22 protein-coding genes and 1 other RNA gene are annotated in these 21,822 nt (G+C 35.1%); 5 read left to right on the top strand and 18 right to left on the bottom strand.

Translation table 11 applies throughout. From position 1 onward, the window contains the following. Positions 1–4: 4 nt before the first annotated feature. From BMW29_RS05830 to BMW29_RS05820, 3 genes are all read right to left on the bottom strand, one after another. On the bottom strand, positions 5–1,891 hold the full coding sequence (locus tag BMW29_RS05830) for an ABC-F family ATP-binding cassette domain-containing protein (protein WP_092651295.1): 1,887 nt from the start codon (positions 1,889–1,891) through the stop codon (positions 5–7). A gap of 89 nt (positions 1,892–1,980) precedes the next feature. Beyond that, positions 1,981–2,373: a VOC family protein gene (locus BMW29_RS05825; protein WP_092651292.1), complete on the bottom strand. Its 393-nt coding sequence runs from the start codon at positions 2,371–2,373 to the stop codon at positions 1,981–1,983. Positions 2,374–2,457: 84 nt separating this feature from the next. Then, positions 2,458–4,137 (bottom strand): formate--tetrahydrofolate ligase, encoded by a 1,680-nt coding sequence (locus BMW29_RS05820; RefSeq protein ID WP_092651290.1) that lies wholly within the window; start codon positions 4,135–4,137, stop codon positions 2,458–2,460. Positions 4,138–4,398: 261 nt separating this feature from the next. On the opposite strand from BMW29_RS05820, the gene BMW29_RS05815 reads away from it, so the two are divergent. Further along, a complete protein-coding gene (locus BMW29_RS05815) occupies positions 4,399–4,599 on the top strand; it encodes a cold-shock protein (protein ID WP_092651287.1) in 201 nt (66 codons plus the stop codon). Between the two features lie 267 nt (positions 4,600–4,866). On the opposite strand, the gene BMW29_RS05810 is transcribed toward BMW29_RS05815, so the two are convergent. After that, complete coding sequence (locus BMW29_RS05810; RefSeq protein ID WP_143047336.1) at positions 4,867–5,346, bottom strand: EbsA family protein; 480 nt, start codon at positions 5,344–5,346, stop codon at positions 4,867–4,869. A gap of 116 nt (positions 5,347–5,462) precedes the next feature. Between BMW29_RS05810 and BMW29_RS05805 the strand changes: the two genes are divergently transcribed. Next, complete coding sequence (locus BMW29_RS05805) at positions 5,463–5,873, top strand: ribonuclease HI family protein (RefSeq protein WP_092651283.1); 411 nt, start codon at positions 5,463–5,465, stop codon at positions 5,871–5,873. A 47-nt stretch (positions 5,874–5,920) separates the two neighbouring features. Here BMW29_RS05805 and BMW29_RS05800 read toward each other — a convergent pair whose 3' ends face one another. The 5 genes from BMW29_RS05800 to BMW29_RS05780 all read right to left on the bottom strand — a co-directional run bounded on the left by BMW29_RS05800 (position 5,921) and on the right by BMW29_RS05780 (position 10,017). Then, positions 5,921–7,420 (bottom strand): carboxypeptidase M32, encoded by a 1,500-nt coding sequence (locus tag BMW29_RS05800; protein ID WP_092651280.1) that lies wholly within the window; start codon positions 7,418–7,420, stop codon positions 5,921–5,923. Positions 7,421–7,425: 5 nt separating this feature from the next. Next, positions 7,426–8,580, bottom strand: a complete 1,155-nt coding sequence (locus BMW29_RS05795; protein ID WP_092651374.1) for a THUMP domain-containing class I SAM-dependent RNA methyltransferase — start codon at positions 8,578–8,580, stop codon at positions 7,426–7,428. Positions 8,581–8,663: 83 nt separating this feature from the next. Then, positions 8,664–9,039, bottom strand: an RNA gene (gene rnpB, locus BMW29_RS05790) — RNase P RNA component class B. Positions 9,040–9,054: 15 nt separating this feature from the next. Beyond that, on the bottom strand, positions 9,055–9,387 hold the full coding sequence (gene gpsB, locus BMW29_RS05785) for a cell division regulator GpsB (RefSeq protein ID WP_092651277.1): 333 nt from the start codon (positions 9,385–9,387) through the stop codon (positions 9,055–9,057). 93 nt (positions 9,388–9,480) lie between these two features. Then, positions 9,481–10,017 (bottom strand): SLOG family protein, encoded by a 537-nt coding sequence (locus tag BMW29_RS05780; protein WP_245706240.1) that lies wholly within the window; start codon positions 10,015–10,017, stop codon positions 9,481–9,483. A gap of 71 nt (positions 10,018–10,088) precedes the next feature. Between BMW29_RS05780 and recU the strand changes: the two genes are divergently transcribed. Further along, a complete protein-coding gene (recU, locus tag BMW29_RS05775) occupies positions 10,089–10,715 on the top strand; it encodes a Holliday junction resolvase RecU (RefSeq protein ID WP_092651274.1) in 627 nt (208 codons plus the stop codon). A 14-nt stretch (positions 10,716–10,729) separates the two neighbouring features. Continuing rightward, on the top strand, positions 10,730–13,204 hold the full coding sequence (locus tag BMW29_RS05770) for a transglycosylase domain-containing protein (RefSeq protein ID WP_092651271.1): 2,475 nt from the start codon (positions 10,730–10,732) through the stop codon (positions 13,202–13,204). Positions 13,205–13,270: 66 nt separating this feature from the next. Here the strand turns inward: BMW29_RS05770 and nth are convergent, their stop codons facing one another. The 5 genes from nth to BMW29_RS05745 all read right to left on the bottom strand — a co-directional run bounded on the left by nth (position 13,271) and on the right by BMW29_RS05745 (position 18,385). Then, positions 13,271–13,915, bottom strand: a complete 645-nt coding sequence (gene nth / locus BMW29_RS05765; protein WP_092651268.1) for an endonuclease III — start codon at positions 13,913–13,915, stop codon at positions 13,271–13,273. A 12-nt stretch (positions 13,916–13,927) separates the two neighbouring features. After that, on the bottom strand, positions 13,928–14,632 hold the full coding sequence (locus BMW29_RS05760; protein WP_092651265.1) for a DnaD domain-containing protein: 705 nt from the start codon (positions 14,630–14,632) through the stop codon (positions 13,928–13,930). Positions 14,633–14,706: 74 nt separating this feature from the next. Continuing rightward, on the bottom strand, positions 14,707–16,389 hold the full coding sequence (locus BMW29_RS05755; RefSeq protein WP_092651262.1) for a ribonuclease J: 1,683 nt from the start codon (positions 16,387–16,389) through the stop codon (positions 14,707–14,709). A 38-nt stretch (positions 16,390–16,427) separates the two neighbouring features. Then, the gene (gene dapA, locus BMW29_RS05750; protein WP_092651369.1) at positions 16,428–17,312 is read right to left on the bottom strand and encodes a 4-hydroxy-tetrahydrodipicolinate synthase; all 885 of its coding nucleotides are present in this window, start codon (positions 17,310–17,312) and stop codon (positions 16,428–16,430) included. Positions 17,313–17,338: 26 nt separating this feature from the next. Continuing rightward, entirely contained in the window at positions 17,339–18,385 is a 1,047-nt protein-coding gene (locus BMW29_RS05745; RefSeq protein WP_092651259.1) for an aspartate-semialdehyde dehydrogenase, read from the bottom strand. A gap of 150 nt (positions 18,386–18,535) precedes the next feature. Between BMW29_RS05745 and BMW29_RS05740 the strand changes: the two genes are divergently transcribed. Then, positions 18,536–19,525 carry a biotin--[acetyl-CoA-carboxylase] ligase gene (locus tag BMW29_RS05740; protein ID WP_092651256.1) on the top strand — a complete coding sequence of 330 codons (990 nt, stop codon included), beginning with the start codon at positions 18,536–18,538 and terminating at the stop codon, positions 19,523–19,525. Here BMW29_RS05740 and BMW29_RS05735 read toward each other — a convergent pair. The 4 genes from BMW29_RS05735 to BMW29_RS05720 form a co-directional block, all read right to left on the bottom strand. Then, complete coding sequence (locus tag BMW29_RS05735) at positions 19,522–20,082, bottom strand: biotin transporter BioY (RefSeq protein ID WP_092651254.1); 561 nt, start codon at positions 20,080–20,082, stop codon at positions 19,522–19,524. The two genes, BMW29_RS05740 and BMW29_RS05735, sit on opposite strands and share 4 nt — an antisense overlap. Positions 20,083–20,200: 118 nt before the next feature. Continuing rightward, on the bottom strand, positions 20,201–21,100 hold the full coding sequence (locus BMW29_RS05730; protein WP_092651252.1) for a hypothetical protein: 900 nt from the start codon (positions 21,098–21,100) through the stop codon (positions 20,201–20,203). A gap of 51 nt (positions 21,101–21,151) precedes the next feature. Next, positions 21,152–21,469 carry a hypothetical protein gene (locus BMW29_RS05725; RefSeq protein WP_092651250.1) on the bottom strand — a complete coding sequence of 106 codons (318 nt, stop codon included), beginning with the start codon at positions 21,467–21,469 and terminating at the stop codon, positions 21,152–21,154. Positions 21,470–21,476: 7 nt separating this feature from the next. Beyond that, positions 21,477–21,785 (bottom strand): hypothetical protein, encoded by a 309-nt coding sequence (locus BMW29_RS05720; protein WP_092651248.1) that lies wholly within the window; start codon positions 21,783–21,785, stop codon positions 21,477–21,479. Positions 21,786–21,822: the final 37 nt, after the last annotated feature.

Below are 21,822 nucleotides of genomic sequence, written 5' to 3'. Positions count from 1 at the left end.
CCCACTATTCAATATATTCGCTTAAATATTCCCAACGTGCCATTTTTGCTTCAAGTTCATTGGTATTTTGATCTAATTTTTCTTGTAATTGTTGTAAGACAGCAAAGTCAGATTCACCTTGATTCATTTCCTCTTGAATGGCTTCAATTTCTGCCTCAATTAAGAAAATGGCCTCTTCTATCGTTTCCCACTCAATTTGCTCGCTGTAGGTTAACTTCGTTTTTTCTTTGGCCTTTACTACAACTTTTTTCTCTGCTTTCTCTTTTGTTGGTGTCTGAATCATCGTTTTTTCATTTTTCTGTGATAAATAATAATCTGTCATTGCACCTAAATAGGTTTCAATTTGACCATTTCCTTTAAAGATTAATAATTTTTCAGCAACTTTATCTAAGAAATAGCGATCATGAGAAACAGTAATAACGGCTCCTGCAAAGCTTTCAATATAATCTTCTAAAACGGTTAAAGTTGCAATATCCAAATCATTGGTAGGCTCATCTAATAATAACACATTTGGTCGTTCAACTAATAGTTTTAGTAAATAGAGACGGCGTTTCTCACCACCAGATAACTTACCAATTAAGGTACCATGGGTTTCTCGTGAAAATAGAAATTGCTCCAATAATTCTGTAATACTCATTTTAACACCATTACTGGTTTCAATTTCTTCTCCCGCTTCTTGTAAATATGCAATCACTCGCTTGTTTGGATCCATCGCTTCTGTCATTTGCGTATAATAAGCAATTTTGACAGTCTCTCCCACAATCAATGAACCGCTATCTAGCTGGATTCTTCCTGCTAAAATATTGAGTAAAGTCGATTTTCCTGTTCCATTTAAGCCAGTAATCCCAATACGGTCTTTGGTTTGAACCAGCAAATTAAACTGTTCAAGCAACTGCTTACCTTCCAACTGAAGTTCGCCCTCTTTGATTTCAAAAACACGTTTTCCTAAACGACTTCCTTCTACATTTAATTCCACTGTTTCATCAATTTGTACCTGATTTAAATTGGTTTCTAAATCATGAAAGCGATCAATTCTTGCTTGTTGCTTTGTCGTCCTTGCCTTTGCTCCAGCTCTCATCCAAGCAAGTTCTTTGGTATACAATTGTTTTCTTTTTTGCTCTTGTTTTTGTGCTTCATCCATTCTTTCTGCACGTTCTTTTAAATAAGATTCGTAATTTCCTTTATAAGTCATCAGCTTTCCATGAGTTAACTCAAACATCTGATTGACAACATGGTCTAAAAAATAACGATCATGGGTTACTAATAATAATGAGCCTTTATATTGTGTCAAATAATTCTCTAACCATTGAATGGATTCAAAGTCTAAATGGTTTGTTGGTTCATCAAGTAGCAATAAATCAGGTGCTTGAATTAAGACTTGAGCTAAGCCAACACGTTTCTTTTGACCACCAGAAAGATTTTTTATTTGTTCATTTAGGTTTGGTACACCTAATTTGCTTAAAATAGTTTTTGCTTCAGTATCCGCATTCCAAGCATTTTGTGCATTCATTTCTTGTTCTGCTTGATAATATTGTTTCTGATATTGCTCATTTTCAGGATATTCCCCTAAATTTGTAACAGCTTTTTCAAACAATCGGACGGCTTTTAAAATAGGTGTTTCTCCTTCAAAAATAGCATCAAAAACGGTTTGATCTGGATTTAAATGTGGCTGTTGTTTTAAATAACCAATCCGATAATCTTTAGCAGTTTGAATTTCACCAGCTTCTTTACTATCCTCATTTGCTAAAATATTTAATAAAGTTGTCTTACCGGTTCCATTCACACCAATTAAGCCAACACGTTCTCCTTCAGAAATGCTAAATGAGATGTCATTAAATAAAACTTTCTCACCATATGTTTTTCTTAAACCTTCTACATGGATATCTCTCATTTTGTTCACCTCTTATATTCACTTTTTTCATTATATCAAATTCAAGTTGAAAGTGAAATTGCTATTTCTTTTTGAATGAAGCTTCATTTTCACTTTGACACAATTTCAAGCTTGATTTTATCTGGATCTTCAAAAAAAACAGCATAATGATTTTCACCACCAGCAAATGGATAGTTCTCTTCATACAACAACGTCACATTTCTAAGCTTTAATTCATGTTGGAAATCATCTACTTCTTTTTTTGAAGCTACTTGAAAGGCTAAATGATTTAAGCCAATATTGCATCTATGATAGCCATTAGCAAGATATTCTTTATTCGTTTGTACAAAAACAAGATAAGAGCCATCCGTTGCTTGATAGCTAAATCCTGCTTGCCACTCTTGAAATAATGTATAGCCTAATTTCGGTAGTAAATACTGATAAAACTGTCTGCTTCTCTGTAAATCACCAACATAAATTTCTAAATGATGTAGTCCTGTCATTTTAGCCACTCCTTTTTATCATGCCATCAATTTATCTAATTTTCTCATAAAAAAAGAGCGAAAAATCGCTCTTTTCTATCTAAATTAGAACAAACCAATTGCTTCGCCATTTTCTCCAACATCCATCTTAAGAGCAGCTGGATACTTCGGCAACCCTGGCATGGTCATTACATCCCCTGTTAGAGCAACAATAAATCCTGCACCTAGTTTTGGGACAAGCTCTCTGATAGTAACATCAAATCCTGTTGGAGCGCCCAATGAATGAGGATCATCAGATAAAGAATATTGTGTTTTGGCCATACAAATGGGAAGCTTCTCCCAACCATTTTCCTCAATTGTTTTTATCTGATTCAATGCTTTTTTAGTGAAATTCGCTTGTCTTCCACCATAAATATTCTTCACAATTTTATTTATTTTTTCAGGAACAGAAAGTTCAGCTACATCATAAAGCGGTGTAAAAGAATGAGTCTCTTCAGCTTCAATTGCTGTAATGACTTTTTCAGCGAGTAAGAAACCACCTGCAGCGCCTTTTTCCCAAACTTCTGTTAAGGCAACGGGTACATGAATCGCCTCACAATATTCCTTTACAATATCAATTTCAGCTTCTGTATCTGAGACAAATGCATTAATTGCAACAACAACAGGTATTCCATATGCTTTCATATTAAAAATATGTTTCTTTAAATTTGCAAAACCTTCAGCCACAGCAACAGGGTTTTCATCATTTAACGCTTTTAATGGAATCCCACCATGCATTTTTAAGGCACGAATTGTTGCAACAACTACAATAGCATTTGGTGCTTTACCTAATTGTGGCACTTTAATATCTAAGAATTTTTCTGCACCTAAATCAGCACCAAATCCAGCTTCTGTTACTGTATAATCAGCCAATTTTAAAGCTGTTTGAGTTGCCAAGATACTATTACAGCCATGAGCAATATTCGCAAATGGTCCACCATGAACAATGGCAGGTGTATGTTCTAAGGTTTGAACAAGATTTGGTTTTAAAGCTTCTTTTAATAAAAGGGTTAAGGCGCCTTCTACTTCTAAATCTCTCACAAAAATAGGTTTCTTTTTAGCTGTATACCCAATTAAGATATTTGCTAATCGGTTTTTTAAATCTTTTAAGTCTTTTGCTAAACAAAGAATTGCCATGATTTCACTTGCTACAGTAATATCAAAGCCATCTTCTCTTGGCACACCTTGCATAGGACCGCCTAACCCAACATTTACATGTCTCAATGAGCGATCATTTAAATCAACAACACGCTTCCATAAAATCCGTCTTGTATCAATTTCCAACTCATTTCCATGATGTAAATGATTATCTATAAACGCAGATAAAGCATTATTTGCAGTCGTAATCGCATGCATATCGCCAGTGAAATGCAAGTTAATATCTTCCATTGGTACAACTTGTGCATGACCTCCACCTGCTGCACCACCTTTAATGCCCATTGTTGGTCCAAGAGACGGCTCTCTTAAAGCAATCATAGTCTGCTTACCTAAACGTGATAGCGCGTCTGCTAAGCCAATCGTAACCGTCGACTTTCCTTCTCCAGCAGGTGTGGGGTTAATGGCAGTTACCAAGATTAATTTGCCATCTTCTTTGGTTTCCAACGATTTTAAAGCATCCATTGTCAATTTAGCTTTATAATGCCCATAAGGTTCAATTTGCTCATCTGTTAAGCCTACTTTTAAAGCAATATCTTGTATCTTATTTAAGGTTGCAGCTTGTGCAATCTGAATATCCGTTTGCGTCATAAGTTGATCAACTCCCTATCTCACTACTAGTGATTTTTAACTAATTGTTATGATTTAACTCTATTATACACTAAATACTTTTCAGCACCATTTCTTTTAAACGTTCTTTTTAACTTTCATTCTTAATTTTTTAAGAAAGCGTTTTAACAGTCTTTGATTGACGTATACCTATTTTATTTTTATAATAGAAGTAGATAGGTAAAAAGTGACATTTTTACTTATTACTTAGCACTTATCATTTTGAACTGAGGAGGAACGTACATGCAAAAAGGTAAAGTAAAATGGTTTAACAACGAAAAAGGTTATGGATTCATTGAGACAGCGGATGGTGAAGATATCTTTGTTCACTTTACAGCAATCGAATCAGATGGATTCAAAACCCTTGAAGAAAATCAGGAAGTCACTTTTGATGTAGTAGATGGTAGTCGTGGTCCTCAAGCAACAAACGTTCACAAACAATAGATTGTCATGCTTTTTGTCATAATTCTTGTCATGCTTCTTAGGATTGTTATGTTTCTAAGGATTGTCATGCTTCTTAGGATTTCTAATCCTTAGAAACATGATACAGATTGAACACAGTTCAACTCTGAACCTTCTAGCTCTTATCTTTTAAAGGTATAAACACGACAAAAAGTCACTCTTGTTTTACTTTAAACTATATCTAATCAAAAATAGGTAGGGAAAACTCAACGAGTTCCACCCTACCTATTTTTAAACTACTAACAATAATTAATAGCTTTTATTTTCTAATTTCCCTAATGGAAAATTAGAAGCATGTTTCTTTTTTTCGCTTCTATTATCCCGAACGACAACATGAGCCTCTTTCATCAACTGAATAAAAAGATCGACATCTTTTTCATCTAAGCCAATCCGAACCAATTTCTTTTGGTTGTTCAGTTGCCAAACAAGTTCCTTATCTTCAACAGAAATATAGGCAACATCAACAAGGTTAATTTTTTTACGATAGATTCCTCTAAAATTAGAAATAATAATTGCTTGATTATATAATTTAGCTTGAAAGCCAGTTCCTAAAAAAGCCATTACTAAAAACAAAATAAATAATGGTGTATTTCGAACATCAATCGTTAAAAATTCAAGAAACAAACTAATGCTAAAACATAGAAGTGAGATGGTGATTGACCAGTATATAATCAGATATGCCCAATCAAAATGTAATTTAAATATGCGATAATTCTTCTTAGTCTCCACCAGATTCACTTCCCTTCTGTATTAAATTGTTTATACACTCATACTAACATAAGTTTTTATCAAACAAAAGGAATAACAAAACCATTAATCGTTAAATTTTTATAAAGGAGAAAAATATGATTCATTTATATGTAGATGCTGCCACTAAAGGGAATCCTGGGATAAGCGGAATCGGAATTATCATTAAAACTGAAAATATCTATGAACAATCTGCTTTCCCGTTAAATGGTTTATATACAAACCATCAAGCAGAATTTGAGGCTTTAAAAACTGGGCTTAAAATGCTCACTCAGCAAAATTTAACTCATGAAATTCTCAAAATTTATACGGACAGTAATATTTTAGCAAAAGTCATTCAACGCTCTTATACCAAAAATCCAGATTATCAGCCTTATCTTCCATTTTTTGAAGAACAACTGGCACACTTTCCACTGTATTTTGTTGAATGGATTCCTGAAGCCAAAAATAAAGGAGCAGATCACTTAGCAAGACAAGGCTTACAAAAAGCACTAAAGATAAAAAAATAGGCCTTAACCAATTGGTTAAAGTCTATTTTTTTACTTAAAGTACTGATTTAAAATTGATAAACATCTCCATAAATTTTCGCTTGTAAATCTAGTAAGTGCTGAGGATTCAATACTTCTCCTGTAGCAGCCATCATTAATTCACTTGGTGTTTTAGATTTTCCATATTGATGGATTTTATCTGTTAACCACTCACGGATTTGATGATAGTCATCTGTCGCAAGAATAGCAGAAATGTCCATTTCTTTTTCCATTGAAGCTTTCAATTGTGCCGCATACATAAACCCTAAAGCATATGATGGGAAGTAACCAAATGAACCACCTGCCCAATGAATATCTTGTAAAATACCTTCACGGTTATTTGCTGGACGAATCCCTAAATATTCTTCATATTTATCATTCCAAATTTGAGGTAAATCTTTTGTCGCAACCTCTCCATTAAAAATCATTTTTTCAATTTCATAACGAATAATAATATGCAGTGGATAAGTTAACGTATCTGATTCAACACGAATTAATGAAGCTTTTGTTTCATTTAATCCACGATAAAATGTATCAAAATCGATTTCATCTAAATTACCATGAGCATGTTTTTTCAATAAGTCATAGTTACTTTGCCAGAAGCTACGATTGCTGCCAATCACAATTTCATGGAATAAGGATTGTGACTCATGAATTCCCATTGAAACCCCACCAGAAACTGGTGTATAATCCCATTTTGGTGAAACATTTTGCTCATAAATACCATGTCCAGCTTCATGAATAATCCCAAAAATTGCCATTTTAAAGAAGTTTTCATTCCATCTTGTTGTAATTCGAGCATCTGCACGGTTCACACTTTGCATAAATGGATGAATAGTGTCATCTAAACGACCTTCTTCAAAACGATAGCCCATTTTCTTAATCACAGCTTCAGAAAACGCTCGTTGATCTTCTTTGCTCATATATTGTTCAATAAAATCGGTACGAGGTGGTGTTCCTTGCGTTTTAATTTTATCCATTAAAGCGATAATGCCAGCTCTTAGTTTACTAAAAACATCATCTAAAATTTCAACGGTCATTCCAGGCTCATATTGATTTAATAAAACATCATAAGGCGTTTTTTCATCTTTACGCCAGTAGTCAATAAATTTCTTGTTAAATTGAATTAAAGTATCCAAGTGTGGTTCAAATGTTGCAAAATCATCATTAGCTCGCACGGTTCCCCATAGGTTTTCCGAAGTATTTGATGCTTTTATGTAAGCTTCAAGTTCTTCTTTTGGTAACTTGCTATTTAATTCATAATTTTTCTTCACTTCAGCTAAAGAACAACGAGCGACTTCACCTAAAGTGTTCTCTTTTCCTTCAAATGCTTGAATAAACTGCTTCATTTTTCCAGATTGCTTCATCTCAAATTGCAAACCTGATAAATAACCAATTGATTCTGATCTAAAATCACTGCTTCCTTCAGGCATCAACGTCCGTGCATCCCAAGCAAGTAAAGCAACGGCTTGCTCAATTGATGAGATTTCCTTCAAATACGCTAAAAATTCTTGTTCTTTTCTCTCCATACTCTTCACTCCTCTTCATTTTGTTTTTTACGAGGTGGACGTTCTCCCCAATATTGGAATAAGTCAGTCCTTAAAGCACCGTTATATAACTTCCGTTTTTTAGTAGCTTTTGCCCCATAATAGTTTTCAAAATCCAAATCACTGGTTAGAATATACTTACTCCATGTTTTTAATGGTTGATAAGTTTGTCCCATTTGTTTATAAAGATGTCGAACTGCTTCTTCATCTCCTAAACGCTCACCATATGGTGGATTAGCAACTATAATACCATATTCTTTATCAGTAGTGAAATCAGATAATTGCATTTGTTTAAATGTGATACTATCTGCAAGCCCTGCTTCTTCAGCATTTTGCTGTGCAATTTCAATCATTCTTCCATCAATATCTGTTCCAGTAATATCAAGCTCAATATCGTAATCTGCTTGTTCTTCAGCGTTTGCTCTGACTTCATCCCAAATTTCAGGTTCAAACCAATCCCACTCCTCACAAGCGAAGGTTCTATTAAATCCAGGAGCAATCCGATGACCAATTAAAGCTGCTTCAATAGGAATCGTTCCAGAACCACAAACTGGATCATAAAATGGTCGATCTGGACGCCAAGTTGTTAAGGCTACTAAAGCCGCTGCCATATTCTCTTTTAAAGGGGCGCCTCCTTTATCAATGCGGTAGCCACGTTTAAAGAGACTGGAACCAGTAGTGTCTAATGTAATGGTAACTTCATCCTTTAATAAGGCTACTTCTAATTGATACAATGCACCTGTTTCAGGTAATCTTGTATGACGATGGTAAACATCACTTAAACGATTAACAATCGCTTTTTTTACAATCGCTTGACAGTCAGACACACTAAATAGTTTCGATTTAATTGATTTTCCAGCAACTGGAAAATGTGCATCCATTGGTAAAAAATCTTCCCATGGTAAAGCTTTAGTTTTTTCAAATAATTCATCAAACTCATACGCTTTAAATTGTCCAACAATAATTTTGACACGATCAGCTGTGCGCAACCATAAATTTGCTGTTGCAATATCTTTTTTAGTCCCTTCAAATAACGCTTTGCCATTTTCTACTTGACAGGCATAGCCTAAATCCTTTAATTCTTTTCCTACCAACGCTTCGATACCACTAGCTGCCGTTGCAACAAGTTGAAAAGTTTCCATGGTTTTTTTCCCCGTTTCACTGTTATAAATTTGCTTTTTAAAAAACCCTCCAATGATGGAGGGTAAATCCTGAATTTGTAAATTTCTGTAAGCCATGTTCTGTAACAGCTAAAGCTTCAGGTGAATCTTTAGCTGTTGGTAATCATCTATCTGCAACAATGTTGCTCTCTTCCTCTGTTCAATTCCTTGGAAGAAATGCCCCTACCATAGTTTGGGTTGCTCGCTCGAGGGGTTTACCGCGTTCCACCAATGGGATTTCTCCAATTGCTTCGTCTCTGTGGCACTTTCAAGAATACTAGCACATAGAATAAATTCCTTAGCACGTTTTTCTGCCGTTAACTTCCTAAGAAGATACCTTAGCTTATTTTTTCGCTAAGCACGAACACTACAAGCATCGCAGCTTGTGCGAGCATGGACTTTCCTCAGCTTATTATATATAAACCGCGATTACCCAAAATTTACAAAGTAAAACAATTAATCATTCTCGCTTAATTTACTACCAAATACATGTTTTTCTAAGTTAGATAATCTTTTTAAGATATCAAAGTTAGTCACGGTGTTTGCTTGTGGCATAGCAGGTGCTGCTGGTACATTTTGAGGCGCCACACTTTGTTTTTCTAAGGCTTCAACTTTATTGATTAAATGCCCATTTTCAACTCTTAATTGTTCAATTTCTTTTGTAAAAGATTCATAGTCACGAATGACATTATCTAAAAATTCATCTACTTCTGTTGGATTATATCCTCGCATACTTGTTTTGAAATCTTTTTGTAAAATTTCCTTTGTTGTATATGCTCTATTTGTCATAAATACACCTCATCTTATCATACGTTTCTTCTAACAGAATTTAGCTATAATAACATTGTACCAAATAAACGCACAAAAAAAAATAGATTTCTCTTAATCTTGGTAACTATTTTGTAACATGTCAAAATCGATTGAAACCAATTCGTAATTTTCTTGTTCTTTCAGACGAAGTATTTCTTTATAAATATACTGGGTTTTCCCAGGGTACTCCGTATCATACACTAAAACAGCACCATCTGTATGCTGTAACATAAAGGCTTGATGATTACGTAATTGACTTGGATTTTCATATGGTTGATGCGAGGTACTATTCACATAATCCGCACGTTTTTTGATTTGAAGCAACTTTTCTCTCTTTTCTTCTTTCCAGTTACTGCCAAAACCTTCATGTGGCATAATCAACGCCAACTTTATATTAGGGTATAATAATTTCAAATCAAGAATAACTTCTGCCCCCCAGGTCTCAACGCCAAGCTGGCCTCCCACTAAAAACCACTCTGTTCCCTCTTCTATTAACGGAATCAATGTTAATTTTAAACAATTCTTAACAACTGCTACTTTTGGATCATCATCCTTAAATACATTGAGCTCAAAGCTTCTATAGCCAGTAATCAACCTATTTTTAATCATCATTTCATCCTTTCAAATTTTCTTTCCATCTGCTTTTTTGTTATAATACGGTATTAGGAGTGTGATATCAATTGGCTATTCAGTACCCGAATGGGAAAAGTTATCCTAATGGGATCCAAAACAATAAAATAAAAAAAGACAAGCAGTCCATGACTTTTGGTAACCGTGGCATGACCTTAGAGGAAGACATTAACGCTAGTAATGAAGCTTACAATCTTCGTGGTGTTGCTGTTATTCATAAAAAACCAACTCCTGTCCAGATTGTTCAAGTTGATTATCCAAGTAGAAGTGCTGCAGTCATTAAAGAAGCCTATTTTAAACAAGCTTCAACAACTGACTACAATGGAATCTACCGTGGTTACTATATTGACTTTGAAGCAAAAGAAACACAATCAAAAACTTCTTTTCCCTTAAAAAATTTCCATGAGCATCAAATCAATCATTTAAGGAATTGTGTCACGCATAAAGGAATTTGTTTTGTTATTATCCGTTTTACAGCATTTAATCAAGTCTTTTTATTGCCTGCATCCGCATTATTTCAATTCTGGGATGCACAACAAAATGGTGGTAAAAAATCAATTTCATACCAAGATATACAAAAAAATGCATTAGAAATCTCTTACGGCTTCTCCCCTAGATTACCTTATTTAGATGCTGTAGACAAGTTGATTCTACAAATCGAGGAATCGTCGAATTAAAGGAGTGAATAAAGATGAGTGAAAACAAATCATCTCGTGTTAATCGAAATAAGAAACCTACAAAACGAAAAAAGAAAACAACAAAAAGAAAAACTTGGAAAGTTGTTTTATGGAGTATTTTAGGACTGCTTACAACAATCCTGCTAGTTGGTGGTGGGCTTTTTGCTTACTATGTAGCCTCTGCTCCTGAGCTCACAAAAAAAGATTTAACAGATGCAATATCTTCTAAAATCCTTGCAGGTGATGATTCTTTAATTAAAGAAATTGGGACAGAAAACAGGGAATATATTGAGTATTCTGAAGTGCCAGATCCACTTAGAAATGCTGTTATTTCTATTGAAGATAGGCGCTTTAACGAACATCATGGTATTGATCCAATCCGTATTTTTGGTGCCCTCTTTGCAAATGCGAAAAGTGGCGGGATTGCACAAGGTGGTAGTACGTTAACACAGCAATTGGTAAAATTATCCGTCTTTTCTACAGAAGCAAAAGATCAAACCATCAAAAGAAAAGCACAAGAAGCTTGGTTATCCTTAAAATTAGAACGAGAATATTCCAAAGATCAAATTTTTGAGTTTTATATCAATAAAGTCTACCTAGGGAATGGTGTTTATGGAATGGAAACAGCCTCACAGTATTATTTTGGCAAACCATTAACGGATATTTCCATTGCACAAACGGCCTTTATTGCTGGGTTGCCGCAAAGTCCAAATGAGTATGATCCTTATACAAACCCTGAGCTTGCAACAACTCGTCGTAATCAAGTATTAAATGCAATGGTTGAAAACGATAAACTGAGTCAAGCAGATGCTGATACAGCTAAGAATGAGGATATTCAGACAGGATTGATTGACCATTCGCAAGATGCTTCTGATACACTTGTGAATGATGCTTATATCCAACAAGTAATTGCAGAAGTTGAAGCATCAGGACATGATATTTATACTGAAGGGCTTACCGTCCATACAAACCTCGATGTGAAGGCACAGCAAGCAGTCTTTGATATTCTAAATTCAGATGAATATGTTGATTATAAAACAGACAATATTCAAGCTGGTGTCTCAATGGTGGATGTGAATGATGGTGCCGTAAAGGCTTTAGGAGGCGGTCGTAATCAAAATGCACAACAGGTGCTTAATCGCGCAACTCAAGCGAAGCGAAGCATTGGATCTACCGTTAAACCATTAGCTGATTATGGTCCTGCAATTGATGAACTTGACTATTCAACTTATACACAAATCAAAGATGAGCCGTATCATTACTCCAATGGCCAAGAGCTTAAAAACTATGACTTAATGTATAAAGGTTCAATTTCCATGCGCCAAGCAATTATTGAGTCTAGAAATATTCCTGCATTAAAGGTTTTCCAAGATGTTGGCATTGAAAAATCTGAAGCCTTCTTAAAAAAATTAGGCATCACCCCTACTGATTTCCAAGAGGCTAGTTCAATTGGCGCAGGGATTGAAGTCTCACCAATGGATTTATCAGCTGCCTATGCAGCTTTTGCAAATGGTGGAACCTATTATAAACCACATACAGTAAATAAAATTGTGCTACAGGATGATACTGAAATAGATTTAAAACCAGCTGGTGAAAAAGCGATGGAAGATTATACTGCCTACATGATGACAGATATGTTAAAAGATGTTGTTCGATATGGTGTTGCAAATGATGTAGCCATTACAGGATTACCAATGGCTGGTAAAACAGGAACAACAGATTATGGCTCTGATGAAATGGCTGCTGCAGAAAAAAATGGCGCCATTATCGAAGACGGTGATGCAAAAGACTCTTGGTTCAGCGGCTATACGAAAAACTATTCAATTTCTGTTTGGACTGGGTATGATAAACCTTTAGAAGAAAACAGCCAAATAAGCGTTTCACAATATGGTGTTGCTCGTTCAGTCTTTCATGAGTTAATTGCTAGCGTTTATGAAGGTTCTGATACCTCTGATTGGGAAATGCCAAGTAGTGTTGTGAAGGCTTCGGTAGAAAAAGGAACGAATCCTGCTAAAAAACCAGGTCCAAATACACCACTTGTGAATATCCTACAAGAATTATTTGTCAAAGGAACAGAGCCGTCAAGTATCTCTACCTCATTTGGTACAGAATTAAAAGCACCAACAGGCTTAAATGCAGTTTATGATCAAACCGCAAACCATATCACAATCAACTGGGATGCTTATGACACATCAGGCTATGATGTAACGTATTTATTAACCATTGATGGTACAGCTTATCAAACCAAAGACTTAAGCTATGTGCTGCAAGCGCCACCTGCTGGTAAGAGTATTACGATTACATTAGCTGCACAGTTCAATGGAAGTACTAGTCCATCAGTGTCCGTAAATGTTGAAGTTCCAGCAACTGCAGAAAAAAAACCTGATAAAGAACCGCCAAAAGAAGAAGAAAAAGAAAAAAACAGTGATGAAAGTCATCTTAGCAGTGAATCTTCAAGTAGCTTAGAATCAGAATCTTCTTCTGAATAGCCTAAAAAACCTTAATGATTGAAAGCAACAAAAAAACTAGCCTCGCGCATTGTAGCGAGGCTAGTTTTATTTCACCATTAATCTTCCTTCTCGACATTCAGCTAGCAATGGACATTGATCACATTTAGGCTTACGAGCTGTACAGTGATAACGCCCAAAAAAGATTAAACGATGATGGCCATCGACCCACATCTTTTTGGGTAACTTCTCCATTAAAGTTTCTTCCACTTGTAACACAGTATCCTTGATACGACAAATACCTAAGCGTTTTGTGACACGTTCAACATGTGTATCAACAGCAATCGCAGGAATACCAAATGCATCTCCTAAAACCACATTCGCAGTTTTTCGACCAACCCCAGGCAAAGTCATTAAATCTTCTCTTGTTTGAGGTACTTGACTTTGATACTCATTGACTAGCCTCTCACAACAGCCTTTGATATGCTTGGCTTTATTTCGATATAAACCAATCGTTTTGATTTTATCTTCAATATCATAAAGATCGGCAGCAACAAAAGCTTCCGGTGTGGGATAAGCTGCAAATAAAGCAGGTGTTGCTTTATTGACAGAAATGTCTGTTGCCTGTGCACTTAACATCACAGCAATTAAAAGCTCAAAGGCATTGCGATGCTCTAATTCTGCTTTCGCTTCTGGAAACATCTCCCCCATCACTTCAATTGCATGGATTGTTTTAGCTTTTGAGTAGACCATTTGATTTCCCTCCTATTGTTGTTTTTTTACCCAGTTGTGTAAAGGAACTTTCCCCTGTTTTTTTTCAGTTGGCTGAGTCGTTTGTGTTTTTTGAGCACGATATTTTTCTGATTCTTTTTCAACTTGCTCAGCTGTTTTAATATTGCGTTTTTCCCAATTCAACAAAATCCGATCCACATACTTCAAATTATAAACCTGACTCAATACTGCTTCACGCAAGGCCAAATGAATGAGCTCAATCTTATAATGATCCTGATCAATCCACATCCCAATGGTTTCAACTTCAATTGGAGATAAAGGACGACCAAACTCTTTTTCAAATAGTTCATACAAAGCAGACTCAGAATCCACTGCAAGGGTTTCCTTTTGTTGCTCAGATAGATCTGTTAAAACACGAGCCAACTGATGCCATAGCGGCTTTAAGCTATAAATATCGCGCGCTCTGCCATCAGTATCTGTAACCGTATCAATTTTAAGCATATTTTGTTGCATTAATTGATGAATCCCAGCATAAGCTTGTTCATTTGTTAATTGCATACGGCTTGAAAGTTCCTCTATTGAAGGAAATTGAATGCCATTATCTAAGAATGATTTAATTTGTAGCAATAAAATAAATGTGACTTCATTTAAACCTATTGTTTTATAATGCATTAATAAGATATTAGAAATTGATGTTTCTCCTTGCGCTAACCATTCCTCTAATAGGTCATTATTCATGTCTCATAAGACTCCTTTTTTCCTGCTGTTGAAAAATTCCCTTACAGTAGCACTGTAAAGGAATTCCATTGATTTTAACCTTTTTTACGACTGCTACCTTCCATGATGATTGGTAAAATAACAGGTCGTCTTCTTGTTTTATCGAATAAATATCGGCTTAAAGAATCGCGAATTTCTTGTTTTAAACGACTCCATTCAAATTCTTTTCTACCAAGATTTTCTTCTACTACTTCTTTCACAATTGCAGTCGTTTCTTTAATCAGCTCTTCACTTTCCTTGACATAAACAAAGCCTTTTGAAGTGATTTCTGGACCAGAAATAATGGTTCCTTTTTTACGACTGATTGTAACAACTGCCACAAAAATACCGTCTTCTGATAGAATTTTACGGTCACGTAAAACAATATTGCCAATATCACCAATGCCAATACCATCAATCATGGTATTTCCAGCATCTACTTGACCAGCCATACGCATACGACCCGCTTTATATTCAATCACATCTCCCTTACCAGGCATAAAGATATCTTTATGCGCAATGCCAACTTCATTTGCTAATTTAGCATGAGCAGCTAACATGCGGTATTCACCTTGAATTGGAATGAAGAACTTAGGTTTTAATAAATTGATCATTAATTTTAAGTCATCTTCTGAACCATGTCCTGAAACACTAAGTGATTCATTAATTAAACGAACGGTTCCTCCAGCACGATAAATCATATCCTCTGTTTTTGCTACAGTTGTTTCAAAAGCAGTTGATGGGGTTGTGGTAATATAAACTAAGTCCCCTTCTTTAATATTGACTTGACGGTGCTTGCCTTGAGCCATTTTTTGTAAGGACTTAATAGGTTCCCCATAGCTACCCGTTTCTAAAATAACGATTTCTTCATCATCATATTTTGCAATATTTTTTACTGGAATAATTAAGTCATCGCTTGGCAAAATAATTTTATTTAATTTTAAAGCTGTTGCAAAAACTTTTTCTAAATCTTTACCAGTAATGGCTACTTTACGATGTGTTTTATGGGCTGCATCTAAAACTTGCTGCACACGACAAATATTGCTTGCCACACAAGCAGCAATAATTCTGCCATTTGTATTACGGAAAATTTCTAAAACTTCCTCTGCAATTTTTAATTCACTCGCAGTATCACCTGCATGCTCAGCATTTGATGAGTCACTTAATAAAGCTAACACACCTTTTTTAGATTTCCCTAAATCTGTAATCTTGCCTAAATCTGTTTGATACATTGGGATGGCGCTATGATCAAATTTGAAATCCCCAGTATAAACGACATTGCCATCTTTTGTGCCAATTGCAATTCCAACAGAATCAGGAATGGTATGGGTCGTTCTAAAGAAACGCACATCTGCATTTTCAAAGCCAACAGTTGTTGTCGCATCAATCACATGGAAATCAGTAAAGTTTTTCACTTGTCCATTTTCTTCAACTGCTAATTTTGCAAGTGCAATGGTTAGTTCAGTCCCAAAAACAGGTACATCAAACTTTTGTAAGAAATAAGGTAATGCCCCAATGGCATCTGCATGTCCATGAGTTAAAAATACACCTGTTACTCTTTCTTTATTTGCTTCTAAATAGCTAAAATCAGGGATAACTACGTCTATTCCTAATAATTCGCTTTCTGGATACATGAGCCCACAGTCCAAGACAAAAATCTCGGCATCCACTTCAACGATGTACATATTTTTTCCATTTTCACGCACACCACCAAGTGGAATGATTTTGATGTCACTCATTTTTTCACCTCTATTATTTATTATTTAATAACTAACATTTAGCTATCATTTGATTGATTCATTTTATTTAATATCATCACTGATTCTTCATCGGTACAAGCGACCATTGGTAATCTTAAACCGCCCACTTGAATACCAGCATGATTTAATAACATTTTTACTGGTGCCGGAGAAGACACCATAAAGCAGGTAGCCATTTTGGGTAATAAGCCTCTATGAACACGGCCTGCCTCTTTTAAATCTCCTTGATTGTATGCTTGATACATTTGTTGCATTTCATTTCCGAGCACATGACTGGCAACTGAAATCACACCTGTACCACCAATTAAACGAGTTGGTAAGCTTAAAGCATCCTCTCCTGAATAAACTAAAAAGGAACTTTCGGTATTTGCAATGATTTCACTCATCATTTCAACACCACCACATTCTTTGATACCAATGATATTTGGTAATTTTGCCAAAGCGATGGTTGTCTCTGTTGTGAGACTCACACCTGTCCTACTTGGTACATTATACAGCAAAATTGGCAAAGATGCGACTGATGCAATTTTTTCAAAATGTGCATATAATCCAGCTTGATTTGGTTTGTTATAATAAGGCACCACAACAAGCGCTGCATCAATTCCAGGGATTTGTGCAACCTCTTGTGTAAAGGCAATCGTTTCAGCAGTATTATTTGTTCCTGTACCAGCGATAATTGGTACGCGACCATTCACTATTTCAACAACATGCTGATACAAATCAACTTTTTCTTGTTTGGTTAAAGTCGAGGCTTCCCCTGTTGTTCCACCAACAATTAAACCTTCCGTTCCATTGGCTAACAAATACTCAACTAAGATAACTGTCTGATTGGGGTCAACCTGTCCATTAGCATCAAATGGCGTGACCATTGCAGTCATTATTTTAGCATCTTTTAATTTCAACATTGTCTCCTCGCCTTCTTTGACTATTAAGATTGGATTAGGTTTAAACGATGTAAGCTTTCAGCAATTTGCACTGAATTCCAAGCCGCTCCTTTTAGTAAATTGTCAGAGACAACCCACATATGAAACCCATTTTTCACATCAATATCTTGTCTAATACGACCAACAAATGTTGCTTTTTTACCAACTGCTGCCAGTGGTGTTGGATAGCGTTGCTCAGCAGGCTCATCCTCTAGCACCACGCCAGGAGCATCAACTAATAATGCTTTGATATCTGCAACGGTAGCTTGTTCTTCGTTTATTTCAAGGTAAATAGATTCTGAATGTCCAGAAACAACAGGAATCCGGACACAGGTTGCAGAAACTTTGATGGTGTCATCTGCCATAATTTTCTTTGTTTCATTGACCATCTTCCACTCTTCAAATGTGTAGCCACCCTCTGCAAATAAATCAATTTGTGGTAATGCATTAAAGGCAATTGGAAAATGCTTTTCATCTGCACCACAAGGTAAAATGTTGGCAGCAACCTCTGTCTTGCCAACTAGCAAGGCTTTTGCTTGCTCTTTCATTTCTTCTAACGCCGAAACACCAGCACCACTGACTGCTTGATAAGTGGATACAATAATTCTATTTAAGCCATATTGCTTACGAATCGGTTCAAGAGCAACCATCATTTGAATGGTTGAACAATTTGGATTTGCAATAATGCCTTGATGGTTTGCTAAAGCTGCTTCATTCACTTCTGGTACAACTAATGGAACAGTTGGATCCATTCTAAAAGCACTCGTATTATCAATCACTACTGCCCCACGTTTGACTGCTTCCTTAGCAAATTGTTTTGAAATACTTCCACCTGCACTAAATAAGGCAATATGTACACCTTCAAACGCATCTGGTGTCGTTTCCTCTACCATCACTGATTGATTTTTAAAGGATAATACTTTACCTGCTGAACGTTTTGATGCTAAAAACTTTACAGAAGCAATAGGAAAATTTGCTTCTTCTAACATTTCAATCATTTTAGTACCTACTGCTCCTGTTGCGCCAACGACTGCTAGATGATAGCCATTCATTTTCAACACCCCTATCATTTGCTCTATATTTATCTCTATATTTTACCACAATCTTGAGATTTCGCCTATATAGATTCAACAATAAGTTTATCTAGTTGGCTAAAATCTGTTACAATACTAACAAGAACATTCTTAGAAAAGGAGATTCTTATGAAAACAACGAAACAAAAAATCCTACATTTGTTAATCAAGGAAGCACCAAATGCCCTATCTGGTGAAAAAATGGGTCAGCTCTTGGCCATTTCAAGAACCGCTATTTGGAAAGGAATTCAAAGCTTGAAGGATGATGGTTATGGGATTGTTTCTCAAGGGAAAAATGGCTATGCACTTCCCTATTTACCCATTGATGAAGCTAAAATTCGGCAACAATTAAAGACTCATTTTCTTGGACAAAAAATGCAAGTCTTTCCAACGATTCCTTCAACTAATGTCTTTGCTAAAGAAGAAGCACAACAAAAACCTGAAAATGGCAAAGTCTATTTGGCCGAGGAGCAAACACTTGGTAGAGGCCGTTTGGGTCGTGTTTGGTCTTCTCCTAAAGGGAAAACAATTGCCTTATCGATGGTCCTTACACCAGAAATCCCTCCAATGGAAGCTAGCAAGTTAACCCAAATTGTTGCAGCTGCTTTTGTTGAAGCAACCAAAAATATAGCTGATGTCCAAATTAAGTGGCCAAATGATATTGTCATAAATGGTAAAAAACTTTGTGGAATCTTAACTGAAATATCTGCAGAGCTGACACAAATTCATTATGTTGTGATTGGCATTGGTATCAATACAAATTTAAGTTTCGAAGAAATGCCTCCTGATATTCAAGAGAAAGCGACCTCACTCTTACAAGTTTTAGGCAAAGAAATTGATCCTAATCATTTGATTGCAAGCTTTTTAACTACTTTTGAAAAGTATTATGCAGCATTTATTGCAACAGGAAATTATCAGCCAACTTTACAGATTTGTCGGCAACACTCTGCTGTGATTGGAAAAGAGATTTATGTGATTCAGCAAGATAGCAAGCGTTTAGCAAAAGCTGTTGATATTGATGAAAAAGGACAACTGCTTGTACAATTTGAAAATGAAAAAAAGACAACCCCTATCTTTGCAGGAGAAGTCTCAATTCGAGGAACTCAAGGTTATATTTAATCTTGAGTTTTTTTAATAACTATTTTTTGAACACGTAGCACAACCATTACTGCAATAACACTTTTAAGTAGATCTAGTGGTAAAAAGGTGATTAAGTTTGTTTTGATCAGAAGATGATAAGGAATTGGTGCTTTTGATACATATTTTAAAATAAAATAGGTATATGTGATGCCAATCCCATATAGTACAAATAATCCAATAATGGATACTAGTAGCGTTGAAACAAATTGAAGCTGACCACGCTTAGATTGAAGCAACGTTCCAATCAGAAATGCAACCACACTATAACCAATAATATAGCCAAAACTTGGGCTAAAAATACTTTGGATACCACCATTTCCTCCTGCAAAAACAGGTAACCCTATTAAGCCTAAAATCATGTAAAGAAACATAACCAATACACTTTGCGTTCTTGTTAAAAGTAGCGCTGTGACCAATACAAAAAATACTTGTAAGGTAATTGGGACTAATCCCGTTGGAATCACTATCATTGAACCAATAGCAAGTAATGCCGTAAATAAAGCGATTTCTACTTGTTCTTTTATTGTTAATTTCATTTTACCACCCTTTGCGTTAACCTGTATTTATATTTACAGTTTACACAAATCAAAAATGAATGACAAGCTTAAATTGATTTTATAGATGGTATTCGAAAGATGATCAGTAGAAAAATCATTAAGAGTGTTCAATACTTAGTAAATCAAATGCTTTGCTTTCAAACATATGCTTCATTCCGCCAAATGCTTTTTTACAATTAACGGCTGTTAACATTTTAAGAGAATCCATGTCTAACAAGGCTTCTACATTCTTTATTTTAAAAGAATTATAGATTGTTAATTCTTCTAAAAATAATAGTTTTTTAAATAACCTGCAATCCAATTCACCATTCACACTATTAAGTACAACTTTTTTTAATTTACTCAAATTTGAAATGCCTTCAATATTTTGAATATTACTTAGACTGAGATAATGGATTTGATCATCAATCGCATCAAATATCTGCTTTTTTTTAACCATTCCTAATTCTAAAGCTTTTAGTGAAGAAAAATTTGAGATCTCTTCCATTAGTATTCCTTTTTTATCCAAAGTAAGGTTTAAAAATGCTAAATTAGGGAAGTGTTTTTGTGCCATACCAAATAAACAATCAATATCAATTTGAGAATGAGAGTTAGCTATATGAAGATATTTTAAATCTGATAAGATTAATTCTTTTGGCCAGAGAATTGTTTTTTTATTTTCTTCTGATAGATAACCTTTTTTATTTATTAAGACTAATCTCTCAAGATTTTCTGGAATAATGGTCAACTTACTAAGATAGTGTATTGGTATTTGTAGAAATTTTAAATTTAAAAGATCCGGTAAATACATTGGAAAAAAATTATCAATATTCCCCTCATCGTAATCTAAAATTAAGGCTTCTACTTCCAAATTATTTTCAAGGTTTATTTGTTCATGAGGTAAGGATGTTTTAGCACCTTTATATTGCAAAGGTGGTTGATTATAGCTGACATAAAGCAATCTATTGCCTATTTTTCTTGGGTAAAATAAACCTTTATATTGTGCAAATGTTTTCATCATGACTCCTTTCACTTTCTATACTCACTAACGACATTTTACCTTCATCGATTATTCATCAAAAATTTCATTGCCTTCTATATCATAAAATGGCGTCTGACCTCTATACTCGATATATGTATTTTTTTCATTTTCAGATGCTCGCCAATCATCGCTTCTTATTTCCCACATGGTAATTAAGCCAAGTAATGCTTGAATTGTCGTCGCACTAAAAAGCCAATCATCTTTTTGCGCTTCATATGTCCAACGGCAATCGGAGCCTTCTACATTTGTTAATTGGCTAGAGATTGTTACTTCAAAACCTTTTTTAATGATTGCCCAATAACATGGACATTCTGTATTACCAGCTATTCTAATAGTTTTATGCATTGGTGCTTCACTCCTTTATCATTTCCTTTAGCGCTTCATGAGAAAAATGCAACAGCTCAGTCAAATGAGCAGTCTTTTTATGAAAAATTGGCATATCCCAATTTCCTGCTTTGATTAATAAAATTTGAAAGGCGCCATTTCCACTGAAGCTAGGATACCAACCTATATCTAGTATATAATTATGTATAAAATGCGCTTGTAATAAATCTTCTTTTAGGTAGCTGACTTGTTCTTGCACCGTTTTATCTGACGATAAATGATGTAAATCATCAAACATCATCGTTCCTTGATATTCTTTTACTAATTTTTCTAGCATCTCTCATCACCTCTACTGCATTCATAATAATAAAAAA

The organism is Isobaculum melis (assembly GCF_900111355.1).
Classification (GTDB): Bacteria; Bacillota; Bacilli; order Lactobacillales; family Carnobacteriaceae; genus Isobaculum; species Isobaculum melis.
Note: the sequence above shows the minus strand (reverse complement) of the source record. Positions and strands in the feature narration are given on the sequence as shown.